The organism is Pseudomonas sp. CFBP 13719 (assembly GCF_014842095.1).
Taxonomy (GTDB): domain Bacteria; phylum Pseudomonadota; class Gammaproteobacteria; order Pseudomonadales; family Pseudomonadaceae; genus Aquipseudomonas.
On sequence record NZ_JACYVB010000007.1, the window covers coordinates 276,692 to 297,887 of the forward strand.

Sequence of the window (21,196 nt, forward strand, 5' to 3'; positions counted from 1 at the left end):
TGTAACCACATCCTGCTGCAAAGTCGGCAAACCGGCAAATTTTAATGGATCTGCGGTCGCGGCACAGTTGAACCAGCGGTGCTAAAATGCGCGGCCATTTCGTCAGTGACTCCCGTCATGTCCCGACTCAACCCCCGGCAGCAAGAAGCCGTGAACTACGTCGGCGGCCCTCTTTTGGTGCTCGCCGGTGCAGGCTCCGGCAAGACCAGCGTGATCACGCGCAAGATCGCCCATCTGATCCAGAACTGCGGCATTCGTGCTCAGTACATCGTCGCCATGACCTTCACCAACAAGGCGGCGCGCGAGATGAAGGAGCGCGTCGGCAGCCTGCTGCGCGGCGGCGAGGGCCGCGGCCTGACCGTGTCGACCTTTCACAACCTGGGCCTCAACGTCATCCGCAAGGAACACGCGCGGTTGGGCTTCAAGCCAGGCTTCTCGATCTTCGACGAAGCCGACGTGAAAGCGCTGATGACCGACATCATGCAGAAGGAGTACTCGGGCGAGGACGGCGTCGACGAGATCAAGAACATGATCGGCGCCTGGAAGAACGACCTGGTCCTGCCACCCCAGGCGCTGGAGCAGGCGCGCAACCCCAAGGAGCAGACCGCCGCCATTGTCTACAGCCACTACCAGCGTACGCTGCGCGCGTTCAACGCGGTGGACTTCGACGACCTGATCCTGCTGCCGGTCAAGCTGTTTCAGGACCACCCCGACGTTCTCGAAAAATGGCAGAACAAGGTCCGCTACCTGCTGGTGGACGAATATCAGGACACCAACGCCAGCCAGTACCTGCTGGTGAAGCTGCTGATCGGCACGCGCAACCAGTTCACCGTGGTCGGCGACGACGATCAGTCGATCTACGCCTGGCGTGGCGCGCGTCCGGAAAACCTGATGCTGCTCAAGGAGGACTACCCGTCGCTGAAGGTGGTCATGCTGGAGCAGAACTATCGCTCCACCAGCCGCATCCTGCGCTGCGCCAACGTGCTCATCTCGAACAACCCCCACGCGTTCGAAAAGCAGTTGTGGAGCGAAATGGGTCACGGCGATGAAATCCGCGTGATCCGCTGCCGCAACGAAGATGCCGAGGCCGAGCGGGTGGCCGTCGAGATTCTCAGCCTGCACCTGCGCACCGACCGGCCCTACAGTGACTTCGCCATCCTCTACCGGGGCAACTACCAGGCCAAGCTCATCGAGCTGAAGTTGCAGCACCATCAGATTCCGTATCGCCTGAGCGGCGGCAACAGCTTCTTCGGGCGTCAGGAAGTGAAGGACCTAATGGCCTACTTCCGCCTCATCGTGAACCCGGACGACGATAACGCCTTCCTCCGGGTGATCAACGTGCCACGCCGGGAAATCGGCTCGACGACCCTGGAAAAGCTCGGCAACTATGCCACCGAGCGCAAGATCTCGATGTACGCGGCCACCGACGAGATCGGCCTGGGCGAACATCTGGATGCACGCTTCACCGATCGCCTGGGCCGCTTCAAACGCTACATGGACAAGGTCCGCGAGCAGTGCGCCGGCGAAGACCCGATCGGCACGCTGCGCAGCATGATCATGGACATCGACTACGAGCAGTGGCTGCGCACCAACAGCTCCAGCGAGAAGGCCGCCGACTACCGCATGAGCAACGTGTGGTTTCTGGTCGAGGCCTTGAAGAACACCCTGGAGAAGGACGAAGACGGCGCCATGACGGTCGAGGAAGCGATCGGCAAGCTGGTGCTGCGCGACATGCTCGAACGTCAGCAGGAGGAAGAGGACGGTGCCGAGGGCGTACAGATGATGACCCTGCATGCGTCCAAGGGGCTGGAGTTTCCCTATGTGTTCATCATGGGCATGGAAGAGGAAATCCTGCCGCACCGTTCCAGTATCGAAGCCGACACCATCGAGGAGGAACGCCGTCTGGCCTACGTGGGCATCACCCGCGCGCGGCAGACCCTGGCGTTCACCTTTGCCGCCAAGCGCAAGCAGTACGGTGAGATCATCGATTGCGCGCCCAGCCGCTTCCTCGACGAACTGCCGCCCGACGATCTGGCCTGGGAAGGCAACGACGATACGCCCACGGAAGTCAAAGCCGTGCGCGGCAATACTGCATTGGCCGATATCCGCGCCATGCTCAAACGCTGAATTCAACCCTGCCCGGGCCACAGCCGGCCTGCGCACATTGGTACATCGAGGAACCACCGTGGAAGCTCTGCACAAAAAGATTCGCGAAGAAGGCATCGTGCTTTCCGATCAGGTATTGAAGGTCGATGCCTTTCTCAATCACCAGATCGATCCGCTCTTGATGCAGCAGATCGGCGACGAGTTCGCCCGCCGCTTCGCCGATGCCGGGATCACCAAGATCGTCACCATCGAGGCCTCGGGTATCGCGCCGGCGGTGATGGCCGGGCTGCGCCTGGGCGTGCCGGTGATCTTCGCGCGCAAGCATCAGTCGCTGACGTTGACGGAAAACCTGCTGGTGGCTTCGGTGTATTCGTTCACCAAACAGACCGAAAGCACCGTGGCCATTTCGCCGCGTCATTTGAACAGCAGCGATACCGTGCTGGTGATCGACGATTTCCTGGCCAACGGCAAGGCGTCGCAGGCGTTGATTTCGATCATCAACCAGGCCGGCGCCAAGCTGGCCGGGCTGGGTATCGTCATCGAAAAATCCTTCCAGGGCGGCCGCGCCGAACTCGATGCACAGGGCTATCGCGTAGAGTCCCTGGCGCGCGTGCAGTCACTGGCCAATGGCGTCGTGACCTTCCTGGAGTGACCTGATACACCGCATCCAGCCATTCGCGGCCGATGACCGCTCCTACGGCGAGCATCATCGGCCTGCGTAGGAGCGACCCAGACCGCTATGGCTGGCATCATCGGCCTGCGTAGGAGCGACCCATGACCGCCATGGCTGGCATCATTGGCCTGCGTAGGAGCGACCCAGACCGCTATGGCTGGCATCATCGGCCTGCGTAGGAGTGACCCAGACCGCCATGGCTGGCATCATTGGCCTGCGTAGGAGCGGTCATCGGCCGCGAAGGGAGCCACGCGGTGTAGCGCCTAGAACACCGGGGTCTCGGTCTCCTGCAGCGCGGCCAGTACCAGGCGCTGGTAAAGCTCTTCGCGCAAGCCCTGCGGCTGGTCCAGCGCCATGCGCTGCAGGTGCAGCGGGTAGCGATTGGCCTGCGGAGCTTCGAGCGCCGCCTTGCCCAGTTCGAGCATTTCGCTGAGCTTGAACTTGCTCTTGAGCCAATTCAGCGCCCGCAGCAGGTCCTTTTCCTCTTCGGTAAAGTCACACCCCAGCGGATACTCCGGAAACAGTGGCGCATGCCGCTCGCGAACCGCCTGCAGACGCTCGCTGGTGTTGTTCGCAAAGCGCGGATCGAGCACGAAATCCCTACTCAACTTGCCGGCACGCTGGGCTTCGTCGATCAAGCTGGCCTGAAAGCGCGAATCGCTGATGTTGATCATCGCCTCGATCACCTCGGCGTCGGTACGCCCACGCAAGTCGGCAATGCCGTACTCGGTCACGACGATGTCGCGCAGGTGCCGTGGAATCGTGCAATGGCCGTAGTCCCACAGCACGTTGGAACTGATCACGCCTGCCGACTCGCGCCAGCTGCGCAGGATCAGCACCGAACGCGCGCCTTCCAGGGCATGCCCCTGCACGACGAAATTGTATTGCCCGCCGACCCCGCTGATGACCCGACCGTCTTCGAGCTGGTCCGACACCGCCGCGCCCATGACCGTGGCCGTGAACACGGTATTGATGAAGCGCGCATCGCGCCGCTGCAGACGCTTGAGCTGCTCTTCGCTGTACAACTCGTTGATGTAGCTGATCGCGGTCATGTCGAACTGTGCAAGGCTGGCCGGGGGCAGCTCGCGCAGGCGCTCGTAGAAACTGCTCGGTCCGAGGAAGAAACCGCCGTGCACCACCACCCCGTCCCGGTCCTCGTCGGCGTGCAGCACACCGGCGTTGGCCGCCGCCTGGCGGGCTACGTCGGGATACACCTTGCGGCGTATCACGCCTGCTTCGGCCAGGGCCAGCAGGCCGTTGACGAACATCTCGCTGCAGCCGTACAGGCCGGTAGCAAAAGGCTCCACCCCACCTTCGGCCTGGATCAACGCCTGCCAGGGCGACAGATCGAGTTCAGCGAGCAGCGCCCGGTAGCCGCCGTTGTCCGCCTGACGCGCGAGCAAGGCGGCGCTCAGCGCGTCGCCCATTGCACCGATGCCGATCTGCAGGGTGCCGCCGTCGCGCACCAGGGTGCTGGCGTGCAGACCGATGAAATGATCCTGCAGGCCGACCGGCATGTTCGGCGTCGAGAACAGCGTCGAGCGCTCTGGGATATCGACCAGCAGGTCAAAGGCCTCGCTGTCGATTTCGGCACTGCCCGGCATGAACGGCAGTGCCTCGTGGACCTGGCCCAGCACCAGGATGGTCTCGCCCGCAGCGCGACGCTTTTCGATCATCGGCAGCAGGTCCAGGGTGATGTCCGGATTGCAGCTCAGGCTCAGCCGACCGGCCTGCTCGGGGTGCTGGCTGACCAGTTGCGCCACCAGATTCAGCCCCTTGGCATTGATGTCGCGAGCGGCGTGGCTGTAGTTGCTGCTGATATAGCTCTGCTGCGCCGTCGTGCTGCTCAACAAACTGCCCGGCTGCATGAAGAATTGCTGCACGCTGACGTTTGCAGGCAGCTCGTCACGGCGCAGGTCGGCGAGAAACTCGAACTCGGGATAGTCACCGAAAACGCGCTCCACGAAGGGTTCGAGCAAGCGCTTCTGCAAGCCGTCGCCCAAAGGTGGCCGGCCCAGCACCAGTGCGGTGTAGATCGTCAGGCGTCGCTGGGGAAGGCTTTTGATCCGGGCATACAGCGCGTTGACGAAGCGGTTGGGTTTGCCCAGGCCCAACGGCATGCCCATGTGAATATGGCGGGGGAGTCGCTCCAGGACCTGGTCCACGGCCGCCTCGATTGAACATCGGTGGACCATGGCTGGCTCCTTAGAAATTCGCCGGTGTGGCGGCACTGATCAAACGGGCAGGCGTATCGAACGGATTGCGGAAGCGATGCGGCTTGCTGCTTTCGAAGTAGTAGCTGTCGCCCTCTTCCAGCACGTAGGTGTCCTGGCCAACCACCAGTTCCAGGCGCCCTTCCACCAGGATGCCGGTCTCCTCGCCCTCATGCATGAGCATTTCCATGCCCGTGTCGGCACCCGGCGGATAGACCTCGCTGAGAAAGGCGATGGCCCGGCTTGGATGGGCCTTGCCCACCAGCTTCATGGTCACCGCGCCGTCGGAGATATCGATCAGCTCGCTGGCCTTGTAGACCACCTGGGTTGGCCGTTCGGCCTGCAGCTCTTCGGAAAAGAACTCGACCATGGACATCGGAATCCCGCCCAGCACCTTGCGCAGCGAGCTGATCGAGGGACTCACGCTGTTCTTCTCGATCATGGAAATGGTGCTGTTGGTGACGCCCGCCCGTTTGGCGAGTTCACGCTGGGACAAACCCTTGAGTTTGCGAATGGCTTGCAGTCGTTCGCCGACGTCCAATGCGTAAGCCTCCTGGAATGCTGTGCAGTTCATGATGGCCGGTATCATGGCAACAGCGTTCGGGATTTACAACACATTGGCAGGCGCTGCCGCGGCACATGGGCGCAACGCGCCCCAGCCGTGGCGCCAGAGGTTGCGTCAGATGTACTGCAGAGGCACCCGGCGCAGGTTGCAGAAGATCTGGTAGGCGATGGTCCCGGCAGCATGGGCCACGTCGCTGGCCAGCACCTGCTTGCCCCACAGTTCGACCGTGCTGCCGACGCCGGCATGGGGCACATCGGTCAGGTCGACATTGAGCATGTCCATCGACACCCGCCCTGCCAACCCAGTGCGTACGCCGTCGACCAGCACCGGCGTACCATTGGGTGCCAGGCGCGGGTAGCCATCGGCATAACCCATGGCCACCACGCCGATTCGGCTCGGCCGCTGGGTGACGAAGCGCGCCCCGTAGCCCACGGCCTCCCCGGCAGGCAGCTCACGCACGCTGATGACTTTGGATTGCAGGGTCATCACCGGCTGCAGAGCGGCGCTGGCAGGGGTGGCGGTTTCGAACGGTGTGGCGCCGTAGAGCATGATGCCGGGACGTACCCAGTCGCTGGGGATCTGCGGCCAGCCAAGCACGGCCGGAGAGTTGCGCAGGCTGATTTCGGCGGACAGGCCTTGGCGCGCCGTGTCGAACACCGCCAGTTGCTCGGTACTGCTGGGGCTGTCCAGTTCATCGGCGCGGGCGAAATGACTCATCAGCACGATCTTGGCCACCTTGCCACTGGCCAGCAACCGCTGATAGGCGCTCTGGTAATCCTTGGGATGCAAGCCCACGCGGTGCATGCCCGAGTCGAGCTTGAGCCAGACCTGCAACGGCTGGCTCAAACGCGCCTGCTCGATGGCTTCAAGCTGCCACAGCGAATGCACCACGCACCACAGCCCATGCTCGGTAATGAGGGGCAGTTCGCTGGCTTCGAAAAAACCTTCGAGCAGCAATACCGGGGCCTCGATACCGGCTGCGCGCAGTTGCAGGGCTTCCTCGATGCAGGCCACGGCGAACCCGTCCGCTTCGTCTTCCAACGCTTGCGCGCAGCGCACTGCACCGTGACCGTAGGCGTCGGCCTTGACCACTGCCAGCGCCTTGGCCCCGCTCATTCCACGCGCCAGGCGATAGTTGTGGCGCAAGGCCGAAAGGTCGATCAAGGCGCGAGCTGGACGCATGGCGGGCTTCTTGTGCAAAAGTTGACGAAGTCGCCCGGTTGCATACCGAACCGGGCGAGGAGCATGGGTGAAACTTACGAATGCGCCGGCGCTGACTGGCCTCGGCGAACCGTGTCGTGCGGCTGTCCGTAGCGCGATATGTCGAGACCGGCAGCGCTGATCTGCGGCGTTTTACGCGCGATCAGGTCGGCAAGCAAGCGCCCCGAACCGCACGCCATGGTCCAGCCCAGGGTGCCGTGACCGGTGTTGAGAAACAGGTTCTTGAACGGCGTGGCACCGACGATCGGCGTACCGTCGGGGGTGGTTGGCCGCAGTCCGGTCCAGAAACTGGCCTGGGCCAGATCGCCACCCTGCGGGTACAAGTCATTGACGATCATTTCCAGGGTCTCGCGGCGACGCGGGTTCAGGCTCAGGTCGAAGCCGGCGATTTCGGCCATCCCGCCCACGCGGATACGGTTGTCGAAACGGGTGATCGCGACCTTGTAGCTCTCGTCGAGAATGGTCGAGGTCGGCGCCATCGCCGGGTTGGTGATCGGCACGGTCAGCGAATAGCCCTTGAGCGGGTAGACCGGCGCCTTGATGCCCAGCGGCTTGAGCAATTGCGGCGAATAGCTGCCCAGCGCCAGCACGTAGCGGTCGGCGGTTTCCAGCTTGCCGTCGATCCAGACACCGTTGATGCGGTCGCCGGCGAAATCCAGCCGCTCGATGGCCTGGCCGAAGCGGAACTGCACGCCCAGATCCTTGGCCATCTGCGCCAGGCGGGTGGTGAACATCTGGCAATCGCCGGTCTGGTCGTTAGGCAGGCGCAGGGCGCCAGCCAGGATGCCGGTCACCGATGCCAGGGCCGGCTCGACGCGGGCAATGCCCTCTCGGTCGAGCAATTCGTAGGGCACGCCGGACTGTTCCAGCACGGCGATGTCCTTGGCCGCGTTGTCCAGTTGCGCCTGGGTACGGAACAGCTGGGTAGTGCCCAGGGTCCGGCCTTCGTAGGCGATGCCGGTTTCCGCGCGCAGCTCGTCGAGGCAGTCGCGGCTGTACTCGGACAGGCGCACCATGCGCTCCTTGTTCACCGCATAGCGGCTGGCGGTGCAGTTGCGCAGCATCTGCGCCATCCACAGGTACTGGTCGACATCGCCGGTCAGCTTGATCGCCAGCGGTGAATGGCGTTCCAGCAGCCATTTGATCGCCTTGAGCGGCACACCTGGCGCCGCCCAGGGCGAGGCATAGCCCGGCGACACCTGCCCGGCATTGGCGAAGCTGGTTTCCATGGCGACGGCCGGCTGGCGATCGACCACGGTCACATCCATGCCCTGCCGAGCCAGATAATAGGCACTGACGGTGCCGATCACACCACTACCGAGTACCAGAACGCGCATGTGTGTCGCCCTCATCGCGGAAATCCGCTGACGTAAGATGTTAGGTCCGAAGATGTGGGCAGTATAAAAAGGTCCAGCCAGTGCTTTTCACTGTATGCAAGGCTATATTTGGCGACAATTCTCGGCCATCAGCGCTTTAACGGAGGGGCATCGCCTGTGCGTACCCAGCACCAGAGCAAACGCGAACTCGACAAGATCGACCGCAACATCCTGCGCATCCTGCAGGCCGACGGGCGCATGTCGTTCACCGAACTGGGCGAGAAGGTCGGCCTGTCGACCACCCCCTGCACCGAGCGGGTCCGTCGCCTGGAGCGCGAAGGCATCATCATGGGCTATTACGCCCGGCTCAATCCGCAGCACCTGCGCGGCAGCCTGCTGGTGTTCGTCGAGATCAGCCTGGACTACAAGTCGGGCGACACCTTCGAAGAGTTTCGCCGCGCCGTGCTCAAGCTGCCCCATGTACTGGAATGCCATCTGGTGTCGGGTGACTTCGACTATTTGGTCAAGGCGCGTATCTCGGAGATGGCGTCCTACCGCAAGCTGCTGGGCGATATCCTGCTGAAACTGCCCCACGTGCGCGAATCCAAGAGCTACATCGTCATGGAAGAAGTGAAGGAAAGCCTGAACCTGCCGGTGCCGGACTGATCCACGGACGCTTCAGACCAGCACCTGACGGGTACTGGCGATCAGCTTGTGCACCTGATGCTCCACGGCCGGATCGATCAGCTCTGTCGGACGCCGCCCATTGGGGCACGGCAACGTCGGGGTGGTGCCGAACAGCCGGCAGATCAGCGGGCGCTCTTCATACACCGTGCATCCCTGCGGCCCCAGGTGCACACAGTCGAGGCGGGCCATCGCGGCCTCCTGCTCGGCGGCCGTCTTGCGCGGCAGCCGGGCCATTTCCTCGGACGATGTGGTCACCGGACCGCAGCAGTCATGGCAACCCGGCACGCATTCGAACGAGGGAATCTGCTCGCGAAGAAAGCGGAGCTTGTGGCTGTTGCAGCTCATGACGAGTCACCTGGTGGGCAAGGCGCCATTGTGCCGCGCGGTTGCCGCCATGGGAAACCCCGGCTTATGCTGCGTCAGATTTTCCAAACACTGCCATCAGGACCCTATCCATGAATGCTCACGCCGAGCACGCCGCTTCGTACTACGCCGCCAGCCTGCACCGGCAGCCGGTATACCCGCCCCTGCTGGGTGAGGTCAGCGTCGACGTCTGCGTGGTGGGCGGCGGTTTCTCCGGGCTCAACACCGCCATCGAGCTGGCTCAGCGCGGGCTCAGCGTCGCGCTGCTCGAAGCCCGGCAGATCGGCTGGGGCGCCAGCGGGCGCAACGGCGGGCAATTGATTCGTGGTGTCGGCCACGGCCTGGAGCAGTTTCGCAAGGTCATCGGCGACGACGGGGTGCGCGACCTGACCCTGATGGGGCTGGAAGCGGTGGAAATCGTGCGCCGGCGCATCGACCAGCATCGTATCGAGTGCGACATGACCTGGGGTTACTGTGACCTGGCCAACAAACCAGCCCAGTTGCAGGGCTTCATGGAAGAAGCCGAAGCGTTGCGCAGCCTCGGCTACGCCCACGAGTTGCAGATCGTCGAGGCGCAGGACATGCGCAGCGTGGTCGGCTCGGATCGCTACCACGGCGGCCTGGTCGACATGGGCTCCGGCCACCTGCATCCGCTGAACCTGGCCTTGGGCGAAGCCGAGGTGGCGCGGCAGCTGGGTGTGCAGCTTTTCGAGCACTCGCGGGTGACACGCATCGAGTATGGCCCGCAGGTGCGCGTGCACAGCGCTCAAGGCCAGGTACGCGCCCGCTATCTGGTGCTGGGCTGCAATGCCTACCTGAACGATCTCAACCCACAGCTGAGCGGCAAGGTGCTGCCTGCAGGCAGCTATATCATTGCCACCGAGCCACTGGCTGCCGAGCAGGCGCGGCAGCTGCTGCCGCGCAACACGGCGGTGTGCGACCAGCGAGTGACGGTCGACTACTACCGATTGTCTGCCGATCGGCGCTTGCTGTTCGGCGGTGCCTGTCACTATTCAGGGCGTGACCCGAAGGATATCGCCCAGTACATGCGGCCCAAGATGCTCGAGGTGTTCCCGCAACTGGCGGATGTGCGCATCGACTATCAGTGGGGCGGCATGATCGGCATCGGTGCCAACCGTCTGCCGCAGATCGGCCGGCTCAAGGAACAACCCAACGTGTTCTACGCCCAGGCCTACTCCGGGCATGGCCTGAACGTCACCCACCTGGCCGGCAAGCTGCTCGGCGAGGCCATCAGCGGCCAGGCCAGCCGCGGCTTCGACCTGTTCGCCAAGGTGCCGCACATGACCTTTCCCGGCGGTCGTCACCTGCGCTCGCCGCTGCTGGCGCTGGGCATGCTCTGGCACCGGTTCAAGGAACTGGGCTAGAGCCGCGAACGCTGCAGCCGCCAAGAACTCGCACGACTACAGGCGCCAGAACGGCTTCAAGCCCTCGCTACGCGCCTGCTGCACATCCAGGCCGATATCGCGCAACTGGTCCTTGTCCAGTTCCAGCAAGGCTGGCCGTGTGCGCAGGTGATGCAGCATCAGCGCCCAACGCCCCAGCTCCGCCGGTGCGCGCTCGGCGCAGGGACGCAGCCTTGGCTCTTCCCGCAATTCTTCGGTGCGCAGCAGCAGACGTACATCGGTCAAGCCATTCATGGCCGTTCTCCTTGAAGTGTTTAAACAGCAAGGCCATGGTGCCGTAGCAATGGGCATCTCATACAGATTCAAAAAGCTCTTATGTTTTCCATACAGAAAGCTGAAATGCTGGTCTGAATGCTGTATTTTAAGCGTATCTGTATGGTTCTTTGCTCGAGCGACTCTATGACCCTGTACATGAACCTCGCCCAGCTGCTCAGTCAGCGCATCGAACAAGGCCTCTACCGCCCTGGTGATCGGCTGCCCTCGGTACGCGCCCTGAGCATCGAGCACGGCGTCAGCCTGAGCACCGTGCAGCAAGCCTATCGCCAGCTCGAAGACCACGGCTTGGCGGCACCGCGGCCCAAATCCGGCTATTTCGTACCCACCGCTCGCGAGCTGCCGGCGCTGCCAGCGGTAGGCCGGCCCATGCAGCGTCCGGTGGAAATCTCGCAGTGGGACCAGGTGGTCGAACTGATGCGCGCCGCGCCTCGTGATGATGTGGTGCAGCTGGGCCGCGGCATGCCCGATGTCAGCAGCCCGACCCTGCGCCCCCTGCTGCGCGAGCTGGCTCGCCTGAGCCGGCACCAGGCCATGCCGGGCCTGTACTACGATTCGCTGTATGGCACCCAGGCCCTGCGCGAGCAGATTGCCCGGTTGCTGGTGGATGCCGGCTGCCAGTTGGGCGTTGGTGAACTGGTGGTCACCACTGGCTGCCACGAGGCGCTGTCGGCCAGCGTGCGTGCCATCTGCGAACCCGGCGATATCGTCGCCGTGGACTCACCGAGCTTCTTCGGCGCCATGCAGACGCTCAAGGGCTTGGGCATGAAGGCCCTGGAAATCCCCACCGACCCGCTGACCGGCATCAGCCTGCAGGCACTTGAACTGGCATTGGAGCAGTGGCCGATCAAGGCCATACAGCTGACGCCCAACTGCAACAACCCGCTGGGCTACGTCATGCCCGAAGCCCGCAAGCGCGCGCTGCTGACGCTCGCCCAGCGCTTCGACGTGGCGATCATCGAGGACGATGTGTATGGCGACCTGGCCTTCAGCTACCCACGTCCGCGCACGATCAAGTCGTTCGACGAAGACGGCCGGGTGCTGTTGTGCAGTTCGTTCTCCAAAACCCTGGCGCCCGGCCTGCGGATCGGTTTCGTCGCCCCGGGCCGCTACCTGGAACGGGTGCTGCACATGAAATACATCGGCACCGGGTCGACAGCGACACAGCCGCAGCTGGCCATCGCCGAGTTCATCAAGGGTGGCCATTACGAACCCCACCTGCGGCGCATGCGCACCCAATACCAGCGCAGCCGCGACCTGATGATCGACTGGGTCACTCGCTACTTTCCCGCCGGCACCCGCTGCAGCCGCCCGCAAGGTGGCTTCATGCTGTGGGTCGAATTGCCCGACGGCTTCGATACCCTCAAGCTCAACCGCCTGCTGCTCGATCAGGGCGTGCAGATCGCCGTGGGCAGCATTTTTTCGGCGTCGGGCAAATACCGTAATTGCCTGCGCATGAACTTCGCCAGCAAGCCCACGCCGCAGATAGAGACCGCGGTGCGCGCGGTGGGCAGCTGCGCACGGCAACTGCTGGTGGAAAATCCACACCCCGATGCCGACCTTTGACGGCCTGCCAGGGTCGAACTGCACGCCTCCCCCTCTGCCAAGGATGACCGCTTTGCCCTGCCCCAGGCTGTTACCGCTGCTGTTGACCTTGATCCTGGCCCTGCAAGGCTGCGCCAGCGTGAACGCGCCGCGGGACTACAGCGAGATGTTACCGGCCGAACAATCGGCCTTCGGCAGGTCGGTGCAGGCCCAGGTACAGGCCCATCACGGGCAATCGGGGTTCCGCCTGTTGTCGAGCAGCGATGAGGCGTTTCGCGCACGCGCCGAATTGATCCGTAACGCCCAGGGCAGCCTCGACCTGCAGTACTACATCGTCCACGACGGTTTCAGTACCCGGGCGCTGGTCGACGAGCTGCTCAAGGCCGCCGACCGCGGCGTGCGCGTGCGCATCCTGCTGGACGACACCACCAGTGATGGCCTGGACAAGACCATCGCCACCCTGGCTGCGCACCACAACATCCAGATCCGCCTGTTCAACCCGACGCACCTGGGCCGATCCACCGGCGCCACGCGTGCAGTGGGCCGTCTGCTGCAACTGTCCCGGCAACACCGGCGCATGCACAACAAATTGTGGCTGGCCGACAACAGCGTGGCCATCGTCGGCGGGCGCAACCTGGGCGACGAATACTTCGACGCCGAGCCGGACATGAATTTCACCGACATCGACCTGCTCGGCTTCGGGCCGGTGGCCCAGCAACTGGGCTACAGCTTCGATCAGTACTGGAACAGTGCGCTGAGCCAGCCGATCGCCAACTTTCTGTTCACCGTTCCCACGGCCAGGCACCTGGCGTCCACGCGCGTGCGCCTGGAGCAGTCGCTGCTTGAATCCAGACGCCAGCACCATGTTCTCTACGAACGCCTGATGACCTATCAGAGCGCGCCACAGATGGACATCTGGCGGCAGCAACTGATCTGGGCCTGGGGCCAGGCGCTGTGGGATGCACCAACCAAGGTGCTGGCCCGCGGCGAGCCCGACCCGCACCTGCTGCTGACCACCCAGCTCGCGCCTGAGCTGACCCGGGTCAAGCATGAACTGATGTTGATCTCTGCCTATTTCGTACCGGGCGAGGCTGGCCGCGACTACCTCACCGGGCGCGCCGACGCCGGGGTCGACGTCAGCCTGCTGACCAATTCACTGGAAGCCACCGATGTGCCCGCAGTACACGGCGGGTATGTACCCTACCGCAAGGCGTTGCTCGAACACGGCGTGAAGCTGTTCGAACTGCGTCGCCAGCCAGGTGACGATGGCGACGTGTCCCTGAGTTTCACCGGCAGTTCCGATTCCAGCCTGCACAGCAAGGCGATGATCTTCGATGCGCGCAAATCCTTCATCGGCTCGTTCAATTTCGATCCGCGTTCGGTGCTGTGGAATACCGAGGTCGGGGTGCTGGTCGACAGCCCGGAACTGGCAGCGCAGATGCGCCACCTGGCCCATGAGGGCATGTCGCCTGCGCGCAGCTATCAGGTGCGCCTGGAAAATGGCCAGGTGGTATGGGACACCGAGGACCACCACCAGATGCATACCCTGCATCGCGAACCGGGTGACTGGTGGCGAAGGCTGAACGCATGGTTCAGCGAGGCAGTGGGGCTGGAAAAGATGCTTTGATTCCCCAGCCCCCCTGGCGATGGATCAGAGCTTGATCCAGGTGGCCTTCAGTTCGGTGTATTTGTCGAACGCGTGCAGCGACTTGTCACGGCCGTTGCCCGACTGCTTGAAACCACCGAACGGCGCGGTCATGTCGCCACCATCGTACTGATTGACCCACACACTGCCGGCACGCAACGCCTTGGCCGTCAGGTGCGCCTTGGAGATGTCCGCCGTCCATACCGCGGCGGCCAGGCCATAGGCGCTGTCGTTGGCGATGCGCACGGCCTCCTCGGCAGTATCGAAGGTAAGCACCGACAATACCGGCCCGAAAATCTCTTCCTGAGCGATCTTCATGGCATTGGTCACGCCATCGAAAATGGTCGGTTCGACGTAGGTGCCGCCGGTTTCCTCGAGGATGCGCTTGCCGCCCACCAGCAGCGTTGCGCCGCCTTCCTGACCCGCCGCAATGTACGACAGCACGGTGTTCATCTGCTGGGTGTCCACCAGGGCACCGACGTTGGTCGCCGGGTCCAGCGGATTCCCGGGTTTCCACCCCTTGAGAGCCTCGACCACCATCGGCAGGAAGCGCTCCTTGACCGAACGTTCCACCAACAGGCGCGAACCGGCCGTACAGACTTCGCCCTGGTTGAAGGCAATGGCACTGGCCGCCGAATCGGCCGCGGCTTGCAGGTCGGGCGCATCGGCGAAGACGATGTTGGGGCTCTTGCCACCTGCTTCCAGCCAGACGCGCTTCATGTTCGACTCGCCAGCGTAGATCATCAGTTGCTTGGCGATCCTGGTGGAACCTGTGAACACCACGGTGTCCACGTCCATGTGCAGGGCCAGCGCCTTGCCGACCGTGTGGCCATGGCCGGGCAGCACGTTGAGCACGCCTTTGGGAATGCCCGCCTCGATCGCCAGCTGGGCAATGCGAATGGCCGTCAGCGGAGATTTTTCCGAAGGCTTGAGAATCACCGAGTTGCCCGTGGCCAGGGCCGGCCCCAGCTTCCAGCAGGCCATCATCAGCGGGAAGTTCCACGGCACCACTGCGGCGACCACGCCCACGGCTTCGCGGGTGACCAGGCCGAGCTGATCGTGCGGGGTCGGGGCGACTTCGTCGTAGACCTTGTCGATGGCCTCGCCGCTCCAGGCCAGGGCATTGGCCGAACCAGGCACGTCGATGTTCAGCGAATCGCTGATCGGCTTGCCCATGTCCAGCGTTTCCAGAAGCGCGAGCTCTTCGGCATTTTCCCGCAGCAGGCCGGCGAAGCGAATCAGGGTAGCCTTGCGCTTGGCCGGTGCCGCCTTGGCCCAGACGCCGGCATTGAACGTGGCGCGGGCATTCTCGACCGCGCGCTGCGCATCGGCAGCGTCGCAGCTGGCCACCTGGGCCAACAGCCGGCCATCGACGGGGCTTACGCATTCGAAGGTCTGGCCTGACACGGCGTCGGTGTATTCGCCGTTGATGAACGCGCGCCCTTCGATCTTCAGCTGCTGGGCACGTTGTTCCCAGTCAGCGCGAGTCAGAGTGGTCATACGGATCTCCTGTGATTGAATGCAAAGCCCGGCCGTGCAAGGCTGGGCGGGTAACATCGAACCACCCTAAACCACCGGTGTGACGCTTTTCAATATATTTGACACCTGGCGCACAGAGGCCCACGGATGTGCGTTTTATCCAACAAGCGAGGGGTTTGCTGCATGAACATCACCAGCATCGTCGATTTTGCTCAACACAGCGTCACCCCGGAACGCTACCGGCCTGAGCCCGAGAAGATCCTTGGCGGCGACCCCGAACAGACACTGTTCAACCACTACCAGAGCCCCTGCGGGCAGATGAACGCGGGGGTATGGGAAGGCCAGGTAGGGCAATGGACGGTCAACTATACCGAGCACGAATACTGTGAAATCGTGCAGGGCGTTTCCGTGTTGCGCGACAGTCAGGGCAACGGCAAGACGCTGCGCGCCGGCGACCGCTTCGTGATCCCCGCCGGCTTCACTGGCACCTGGGAAGTACTGGAAGCCTGCCGCAAGATCTACGTGGTGTTCGAATCCAAGGATTGAGTCTGCTCCACACCCCCCTGTGGGAACACGTGCACCTGTGGGAGCAGGCTCTACCCGCGAAAGCATCCCCGCGATGCCAGAATTCACACCAAAAAAAAGGCCCGCATCTTTCGACGCGGGCCTTTTTCTGGTCGCCAAAATCAATTACTTGATTTTGCCTTCCTTGTACATCACGTGCTTGCGAACAACCGGATCAAATTTCTTGATCTCGATCTTGTCCGGGGTAGTACGCTTGTTCTTGTCGGTAGTGTAGAAGTGACCAGTACCGGCGCTCGAGATCAAACGAATCAATTCACGCATGATAAAGCTCCCTTAAACCTTGCCGCCATCGCGACGGATTTCGGCCAGCACGACAGTGATGCCACGCTTGTCGATGATACGCATGCCCTTGGCGGATACGCGCAGACGCACAAAACGTTTCTCTTCTTCAACCCAGAAGCGGTGATGCTGCAGGTTCGGCAGGAAACGACGACGGGTTTTGTTGTTTGCGTGGGAAATGTTATTCCCAGTCACCGGACCCTTACCGGTAACTTGACAGACTCTCGACATGCCTCAGCCCTCTAAAACCACATGCCCAACCCGGCATGGGTTGGCCGCTTATCTTTCAGTCATTTGGCGCACGGCGCCGCGTTTCTTCAGGGTCTTACCCACCTCACCGTAAAGGCAGAGGAACAGGGCCCTAGAAAAGAGCGCTGCTTTATACCAGAAAGCCTTGGGCGCAACAACTGCAGATGCACAATCAATGTGCCGGGCAACGCAGTCATCGGCCCACGCGCAGCAGTGGCGGGCGTGCTGCGGCACGACCACTCGTCGCGCAAAAAAACGATTTAGGGATAGTCAACGCTGCCGGACATCTCTAGGGTAGGACTTTTCTCCAGACTGCATAGGCAGATGGGCCCTCGACACGCCAAGGAACACACCATGCGTCTTGCGACTTTGCCGTTCTTGCTTGCTCCCCTGTTTGCCTCTGCGTTGGCTCATGCCGCGCCGCTGACAGTCTGTACCGAGGCCAGCCCCGAAGGCTTCGACGTGGTCCAGTACAATTCCCTGACCACCACCAACGCGTCGGCCGACGTGCTGATGAACCGCCTGGTGGAGTTCGATGCCAAAGCCGGCAAGGTCGTTCCCAGCCTGGCGGACAGCTGGGCCGTATCGGCCGATGGCCTGAGCTACACGTTCAAGCTGCACCCCGGCGTCAAGTTCCACGGCACCTCGTACTTCAAGCCCGACCGCGAGCTGAATGCGCAGGACGTGCTGTTCAGCTTCCAGCGCATGCTCGACCCGGCCAACCCTTGGCACAAGGTCGCGCAGAGTGGCTTTCCGCACGCCCAGTCGATGCAGCTGCCGGGGCTGATCAAGAAGATCGAGGCGCCTGATCCGCTGACCGTCCGGTTTACCCTGGATCATCCCGATGCGACGTTCCTGGCGACCTTGAGCATGGGCTTCGCCTCGATCTATTCGGCGCAATACGCCGAGCAACTGATGCAGGCCGGCACTCCGGAAAAACTCAACAGCCAGCCCATCGGCAGCGGTCCGTTCATCTTCGTGCGTTTCGAGAAGGACGCCGTGGTGCGCTACAAGGCCAACCCGGACTACTTCGCCGGCAAACCTGCGGTCGACCCGCTGCTGTTCGCCATCACCCCGGACGCCAACGTGCGCCTGCAGAAGCTGCGGCGCAACGAGTGCCAACTGACCCTGTCGCCCAAGCCGCTGGACATCGCCGCAGCCGCCGACGACAAGAGCCTTCAGGTGATCAAGACCGAAGCCTTCATGACCGCGTTCCTGGCCATCAACAGCCAGCACCCGCCGCTGGACAAGCCTGAAGTGCGCCAGGCGATCAACCTGGCGTTCGACAAGGACAGCTACCTCAAGGCCGTGTTCGAAGGCACCGCCGAGGCGGCCAATGGGCCCTACCCGCCCAATACCTGGAGCTATGCGCGGGACCTGCCGGGTTACCAGCAGGACACCGCCAAGGCGCGCGAATTGCTGGCCAGGGCAGGCTTGAAGGACGGCTTCAAAACCACCATCTGGACCCGCCCATCGGGCAGCCTGCTCAACCCCAACCCCAGCCTGGGAGCGCAGCTGCTGCAGGCGGACCTGGCCAAGGTCGGCATCAAGGCCGAAATCCGCGTGATCGAATGGGGCGAGCTGATCCGTCGTGCCAAGGCCGGTGAGCATGACCTGTTGTTCATGGGCTGGGCCGGCGACAACGGTGATCCAGACAACTTCCTGACGCCGCAGTTTTCCTGCGCGGCCGTGCAGTCGGGGACCAACTTCGCGCGCTATTGCGACAAGGCCCTGGACAAGCTGATCAGTGATGGCAAGGCGGTGACCGACCAGGCCCAGCGCAGCAAGCTGTACCACCAGGCCCAGGCGCAGATCCAGCAGCAGGCGCTGTGGCTGCCACTGGCACACCCGACGGCGGCCGTGCTGGCCCGCAAGGGCGTCGAGGGCTACACCGTCAGCCCGTTCGGCCGGCAGGACTTTTCCAAGGTGTCTGTAGGTAAATAGGACGCAGCAAGGCCACTCACATCCAGCCATGCTCGACCATCGACAGCGGCTCGCCTTCGCCGATGATGATGTGATCGAGCACGCGCACATCTACCAGCGCCAGTGATTCCTTGAGGCGCTGGGTCAGCGCGCGGTCGGCCTGGCTCGGGGTCGGGTTTCCGGAAGGATGATTGTGCGTCAGGATCAGCGCCGCGGCGTTCATGGCTATGGCCCGCTTGACCACTTCGCGCGGATACACCGCCGCGCTGTCGATGGTGCCGCGAAACAGCACCTCGAAACCCAACGGCTGGTGCTTGGTGTCCAGGAACAGGCAACCGAACACTTCCTGGCGCTCATGGCGCAGCTTGGCCTTGAGGTAGCGGCGCACCGACTCGGGATCTTCCATGGCCGGTCCGCGGTTCAGGCGTTCGGCCATGTAGCGGCGGTTCATTTCGATGGAGGCTTGCAGCTGGGCGTATTTGGCCGGCCCCATGCCGAAGTGCTGGCTGAAGGTTTTCTGGTCGGCCTCGAGCAGGGCGCGCAGGCCGCCGAAGCGGATCAGCAGGTTGCGCGCGACGTCCACGGCGCTGTGCCCGGCCACGCCGGTGCGCAGGAATATCGCCAGCAGCTCGCCATCGGAAAGACTGCCCGGACCATGCGCCAGCAGGCGCTCACGTGGCCGCTCGGCCTCGGGCCAATCGCGAATACTCATCCCCACTCCCTGTCTGTGAGCCTCGCTGTTCCATAGCGAGCGCTGTGCTATCTTAGCGCAACTTTTTGCACGGCGACCCGGCCCCGGGAGGCGGTTTCACCGTGGTGTTATTACCAGATGATAAAGGCAGGCCTATGCAGCGGCTGTATCGAAAACGCATCATTCTGGGCGTCGGCGGCGGCATTGCCGCCTACAAGAGCGCCGAGCTGGTACGTAGGCTTCTGGAGCAGGGTGCCGAAGTACGCGTGGTGATGACCAAGGGCGGCAGCGAGTTCATCACGCCGCTGACGTTGCAGGCGCTTTCCGGCCACCCGGTGCACATGGACCTGCTCGACCCTGCGGCCGAAGCCGCCATGGGCCATATCGAGCTGGCCAAATGGGCCGACCTGGTGCTCATCGCCCCCGCCACTGCCGACCTGATGGCGCGCCTGGCGCAGGGCATGGCCAACGACCTGTTGACTACGCTGGTACTGGCCACCGACGCCACCGTGGCCATCGCCCCGGCCATGAACCAAGCCATGTGGCGCGATCCGGCCACTCAGGACAACCTGCACCTGCTGCGCAGCCGCGGCCTGAAAGTCTTCGGCCCGGCCGCCGGCAGCCAGGCCTGCGGCGACATCGGCCTGGGCCGCATGCTCGAAGCCACCGAGCTTGCGCTGTGCGCGGCCGAATGTTTCGAGCACCTGGCCTTGACCGGCAAGCACGTGCTGATCACTGCCGGCCCGACTCAGGAAAACATCGATCCGGTTCGCTATATCACCAACCACAGCTCCGGCAAGATGGGCTTTGCCCTGGCCGAAGCGGCCGTCGAGGCCGGCGCTCGCGTCACCTTGATCTGTGGCCCGGTGCACCTGCCCACGCCCGACCGCGTGACCCGCATCGACGTCGTCAGCGCCCGCGACATGCTCGCCGCCTGCGAAGCCGGCATGCCCTGCGACGTGTTCATCGCATCCGCCGCCGTGGCCGACTACCGCCCCGAGGTGGTGGCCGCGCAAAAGCTCAAGAAAGACCCGGCCAGCGGTGACGGCCTGTTGCTGCAGATGGTGCGCAACCCGGACATCCTGGCGACCATCGCCGGTCGCGCCGACCGCCCATTCAGCGTCGGCTTCGCTGCCGAAACCGAACACCTGCTCGACTACGCCGCGCGCAAGCTCCAGGACAAGAACCTGGACTTGATCGTGGCCAACGACGTCGCCAACCCCAGCATTGGTTTCAACAGCGAAGAAAACGCCTGCAGCGTGATCGACCGTCAGTTGCAGACCACTGCTTTCGCCCAGACCAGCAAGGGCAAGATCGCCCGCCAGCTGGTTTCCTTCATCGCCAAGCGCCTCGATCAGGTTTAACGACAACCATGCACGCCCTTCAAGCCAAGATCCTCGACCCACGCCTGGGCCGGGACTTCCCGCTGCCCCACTACGCCACGCCCGGCTCCGCCGGCCTGGACCTGCGCGCCATGCTGCAGCAGGACACGCTGCTGGCACCTGGGCAAACCTTGCTGATTCCTACCGGCCTGTCGATCTACATCGGCGATCCGGGCCTGGCGGCGCTGATCCTGCCGCGCTCGGGCCTGGGCCACAAGCACGGTATCGTGCTGGGCAATCTGGTCGGCCTGATCGACTCCGATTACCAGGGCGAGCTAATGGTTTCGTGCTGGAACCGAGGCCACACCGAGTTCACCCTGACGGTGGGCGAGCGTATTGCCCAACTGGTATTGGTGCCGGTGGTGCAAGCCCATTTCGAGCTGGTCGAAAGCTTCGACGAAAGCCAGCGCGGGACCGGCGGTTTCGGTCACTCCGGCACCCAGTAGACGGCCATGCAGATCAGGCGGCCGTGGCGATACCATGCCGTTCCAGAGCGTTCAATGCGGAGATGACAAGTGAAAGGATTTCCTCGCAATGCCAAGACCGCCGAGCACGGCCAGGCTTCGAACGCACGGCC

At 63.3% G+C, this 21,196-nt stretch carries 20 protein-coding genes; 10 read left to right on the plus strand and 10 right to left on the minus strand.

All coding sequences use genetic code 11. From position 1 onward, the window contains the following. The first annotated feature begins 117 nt into the window (after window positions 1-117). Window positions 118-2,127 (plus strand): DNA helicase Rep, encoded by a 2,010-nt coding sequence (gene rep / locus IFT57_RS20935; RefSeq protein WP_192152554.1) that lies wholly within the window; start codon window positions 118-120, stop codon window positions 2,125-2,127. Window positions 2,128-2,185: 58 nt separating this feature from the next. Further along, window positions 2,186-2,758, plus strand: a complete 573-nt coding sequence (locus IFT57_RS20940) for a xanthine phosphoribosyltransferase (protein ID WP_122716026.1) — start codon at window positions 2,186-2,188, stop codon at window positions 2,756-2,758. Window positions 2,759-3,042: 284 nt separating this feature from the next. Here IFT57_RS20940 and IFT57_RS20945 read toward each other — a convergent pair whose 3' ends face one another. From IFT57_RS20945 to dadA, 4 genes are all read right to left on the minus strand, one after another. Further along, window positions 3,043-4,974 (minus strand): acetyl-CoA hydrolase/transferase family protein, encoded by a 1,932-nt coding sequence (locus IFT57_RS20945; protein ID WP_192152555.1) that lies wholly within the window; start codon window positions 4,972-4,974, stop codon window positions 3,043-3,045. Window positions 4,975-4,984: 10 nt separating this feature from the next. Beyond that, entirely contained in the window at window positions 4,985-5,533 is a 549-nt protein-coding gene (locus IFT57_RS20950) for a cupin domain-containing protein (protein ID WP_122479948.1), read from the minus strand. Between the two features lie 138 nt (window positions 5,534-5,671). Beyond that, complete coding sequence (alr, locus tag IFT57_RS20955) at window positions 5,672-6,739, minus strand: alanine racemase (protein ID WP_192152556.1); 1,068 nt, start codon at window positions 6,737-6,739, stop codon at window positions 5,672-5,674. 74 nt (window positions 6,740-6,813) lie between these two features. Then, window positions 6,814-8,115 (minus strand): D-amino acid dehydrogenase, encoded by a 1,302-nt coding sequence (dadA, locus tag IFT57_RS20960; protein ID WP_122796145.1) that lies wholly within the window; start codon window positions 8,113-8,115, stop codon window positions 6,814-6,816. Between the two features lie 156 nt (window positions 8,116-8,271). Between dadA and IFT57_RS20965 the strand changes: the two genes are divergently transcribed. Beyond that, on the plus strand, window positions 8,272-8,760 hold the full coding sequence (locus IFT57_RS20965) for an Lrp/AsnC ligand binding domain-containing protein (protein WP_043192202.1): 489 nt from the start codon (window positions 8,272-8,274) through the stop codon (window positions 8,758-8,760). A gap of 12 nt (window positions 8,761-8,772) precedes the next feature. Here the strand turns inward: IFT57_RS20965 and IFT57_RS20970 are convergent, their stop codons facing one another. Beyond that, window positions 8,773-9,126 (minus strand): YkgJ family cysteine cluster protein, encoded by a 354-nt coding sequence (locus IFT57_RS20970; protein WP_122479951.1) that lies wholly within the window; start codon window positions 9,124-9,126, stop codon window positions 8,773-8,775. 110 nt (window positions 9,127-9,236) lie between these two features. Here IFT57_RS20970 and IFT57_RS20975 point away from each other — a divergent pair, with 110 nt between their 5' ends. Continuing rightward, entirely contained in the window at window positions 9,237-10,529 is a 1,293-nt protein-coding gene (locus tag IFT57_RS20975) for an NAD(P)/FAD-dependent oxidoreductase (protein ID WP_122716030.1), read from the plus strand. Between the two features lie 36 nt (window positions 10,530-10,565). Here the strand turns inward: IFT57_RS20975 and IFT57_RS20980 are convergent, their stop codons facing one another. After that, a complete protein-coding gene (locus tag IFT57_RS20980) occupies window positions 10,566-10,802 on the minus strand; it encodes a DUF1127 domain-containing protein (protein WP_192152557.1) in 237 nt (78 codons plus the stop codon). A 165-nt stretch (window positions 10,803-10,967) separates the two neighbouring features. On the opposite strand from IFT57_RS20980, the gene IFT57_RS20985 reads away from it, so the two are divergent. Both IFT57_RS20985 and IFT57_RS20990 read left to right on the plus strand, forming a co-directional pair. Further along, window positions 10,968-12,407 (plus strand): aminotransferase-like domain-containing protein, encoded by a 1,440-nt coding sequence (locus tag IFT57_RS20985; RefSeq protein ID WP_192152558.1) that lies wholly within the window; start codon window positions 10,968-10,970, stop codon window positions 12,405-12,407. 43 nt (window positions 12,408-12,450) lie between these two features. Further along, complete coding sequence (locus IFT57_RS20990; protein WP_192152586.1) at window positions 12,451-14,013, plus strand: phospholipase D family protein; 1,563 nt, start codon at window positions 12,451-12,453, stop codon at window positions 14,011-14,013. Between the two features lie 24 nt (window positions 14,014-14,037). On the opposite strand, the gene IFT57_RS20995 is transcribed toward IFT57_RS20990, so the two are convergent. Beyond that, the gene (locus tag IFT57_RS20995; protein WP_192152559.1) at window positions 14,038-15,531 is read right to left on the minus strand and encodes an aldehyde dehydrogenase; all 1,494 of its coding nucleotides are present in this window, start codon (window positions 15,529-15,531) and stop codon (window positions 14,038-14,040) included. A gap of 162 nt (window positions 15,532-15,693) precedes the next feature. Between IFT57_RS20995 and IFT57_RS21000 the strand changes: the two genes are divergently transcribed. Further along, a complete protein-coding gene (locus IFT57_RS21000) occupies window positions 15,694-16,056 on the plus strand; it encodes a cupin domain-containing protein (RefSeq protein WP_192152560.1) in 363 nt (120 codons plus the stop codon). Between the two features lie 144 nt (window positions 16,057-16,200). On the opposite strand, the gene rpmG is transcribed toward IFT57_RS21000, so the two are convergent. Both rpmG and rpmB read right to left on the minus strand, forming a co-directional pair. Further along, window positions 16,201-16,356, minus strand: coding sequence for a 50S ribosomal protein L33 (rpmG, locus tag IFT57_RS21005; RefSeq protein WP_022960960.1), 156 nt, complete (start codon window positions 16,354-16,356; stop codon window positions 16,201-16,203). A gap of 12 nt (window positions 16,357-16,368) precedes the next feature. Further along, a complete protein-coding gene (gene rpmB, locus IFT57_RS21010; protein ID WP_122479958.1) occupies window positions 16,369-16,605 on the minus strand; it encodes a 50S ribosomal protein L28 in 237 nt (78 codons plus the stop codon). Window positions 16,606-16,977: 372 nt separating this feature from the next. Between rpmB and IFT57_RS21015 the strand changes: the two genes are divergently transcribed. Further along, window positions 16,978-18,567 carry an ABC transporter substrate-binding protein gene (locus IFT57_RS21015; RefSeq protein ID WP_192152561.1) on the plus strand — a complete coding sequence of 530 codons (1,590 nt, stop codon included), beginning with the start codon at window positions 16,978-16,980 and terminating at the stop codon, window positions 18,565-18,567. 16 nt (window positions 18,568-18,583) lie between these two features. On the opposite strand, the gene radC is transcribed toward IFT57_RS21015, so the two are convergent. Next, window positions 18,584-19,258: a RadC family protein gene (gene radC / locus IFT57_RS21020; protein ID WP_122479960.1), complete on the minus strand. Its 675-nt coding sequence runs from the start codon at window positions 19,256-19,258 to the stop codon at window positions 18,584-18,586. Window positions 19,259-19,392: 134 nt separating this feature from the next. Here radC and coaBC point away from each other — a divergent pair, with 134 nt between their 5' ends. Together coaBC and dut are read left to right on the plus strand one after the other, a co-directional pair. Then, window positions 19,393-20,601, plus strand: coding sequence for a bifunctional phosphopantothenoylcysteine decarboxylase/phosphopantothenate--cysteine ligase CoaBC (coaBC, locus tag IFT57_RS21025; protein WP_122716037.1), 1,209 nt, complete (start codon window positions 19,393-19,395; stop codon window positions 20,599-20,601). Between the two features lie 8 nt (window positions 20,602-20,609). After that, window positions 20,610-21,065 carry a dUTP diphosphatase gene (dut, locus tag IFT57_RS21030; protein ID WP_192152562.1) on the plus strand — a complete coding sequence of 152 codons (456 nt, stop codon included), beginning with the start codon at window positions 20,610-20,612 and terminating at the stop codon, window positions 21,063-21,065. Window positions 21,066-21,196: the final 131 nt, after the last annotated feature.

What these genes read in the sequence shown, in the direction of transcription:
- rep (WP_192152554.1), top strand. Translation starts at nt 118, where the DNA reads ATGTCCCGACTCAACCCCCGGCAGCAAGAAGCCGTGAACTACGTCGGC.
- IFT57_RS20945 (WP_192152555.1), bottom strand. Translation starts at nt 4,974, where the DNA reads ATGGTCCACCGATGTTCAATCGAGGCGGCCGTGGACCAGGTCCTGGAG.
- alr (WP_192152556.1), bottom strand. Translation starts at nt 6,739, where the DNA reads ATGCGTCCAGCTCGCGCCTTGATCGACCTTTCGGCCTTGCGCCACAAC.
- dadA (WP_122796145.1), bottom strand. Translation starts at nt 8,115, where the DNA reads ATGCGCGTTCTGGTACTCGGTAGTGGTGTGATCGGCACCGTCAGTGCC.
- IFT57_RS20970 (WP_122479951.1), bottom strand. Translation starts at nt 9,126, where the DNA reads ATGAGCTGCAACAGCCACAAGCTCCGCTTTCTTCGCGAGCAGATTCCC.
- IFT57_RS20975 (WP_122716030.1), top strand. Translation starts at nt 9,237, where the DNA reads ATGAATGCTCACGCCGAGCACGCCGCTTCGTACTACGCCGCCAGCCTG.
- IFT57_RS20980 (WP_192152557.1), bottom strand. Translation starts at nt 10,802, where the DNA reads ATGAATGGCTTGACCGATGTACGTCTGCTGCTGCGCACCGAAGAATTG.
- IFT57_RS20985 (WP_192152558.1), top strand. Translation starts at nt 10,968, where the DNA reads ATGACCCTGTACATGAACCTCGCCCAGCTGCTCAGTCAGCGCATCGAA.
- IFT57_RS20990 (WP_192152586.1), top strand. Translation starts at nt 12,451, where the DNA reads ATGACCGCTTTGCCCTGCCCCAGGCTGTTACCGCTGCTGTTGACCTTG.
- IFT57_RS20995 (WP_192152559.1), bottom strand. Translation starts at nt 15,531, where the DNA reads ATGACCACTCTGACTCGCGCTGACTGGGAACAACGTGCCCAGCAGCTG.
- IFT57_RS21000 (WP_192152560.1), top strand. Translation starts at nt 15,694, where the DNA reads ATGAACATCACCAGCATCGTCGATTTTGCTCAACACAGCGTCACCCCG.
- rpmG (WP_022960960.1), bottom strand. Translation starts at nt 16,356, where the DNA reads ATGCGTGAATTGATTCGTTTGATCTCGAGCGCCGGTACTGGTCACTTC.
- rpmB (WP_122479958.1), bottom strand. Translation starts at nt 16,605, where the DNA reads ATGTCGAGAGTCTGTCAAGTTACCGGTAAGGGTCCGGTGACTGGGAAT.
- IFT57_RS21015 (WP_192152561.1), top strand. Translation starts at nt 16,978, where the DNA reads ATGCGTCTTGCGACTTTGCCGTTCTTGCTTGCTCCCCTGTTTGCCTCT.
- radC (WP_122479960.1), bottom strand. Translation starts at nt 19,258, where the DNA reads ATGAGTATTCGCGATTGGCCCGAGGCCGAGCGGCCACGTGAGCGCCTG.
- coaBC (WP_122716037.1), top strand. Translation starts at nt 19,393, where the DNA reads ATGCAGCGGCTGTATCGAAAACGCATCATTCTGGGCGTCGGCGGCGGC.
- dut (WP_192152562.1), top strand. Translation starts at nt 20,610, where the DNA reads ATGCACGCCCTTCAAGCCAAGATCCTCGACCCACGCCTGGGCCGGGAC.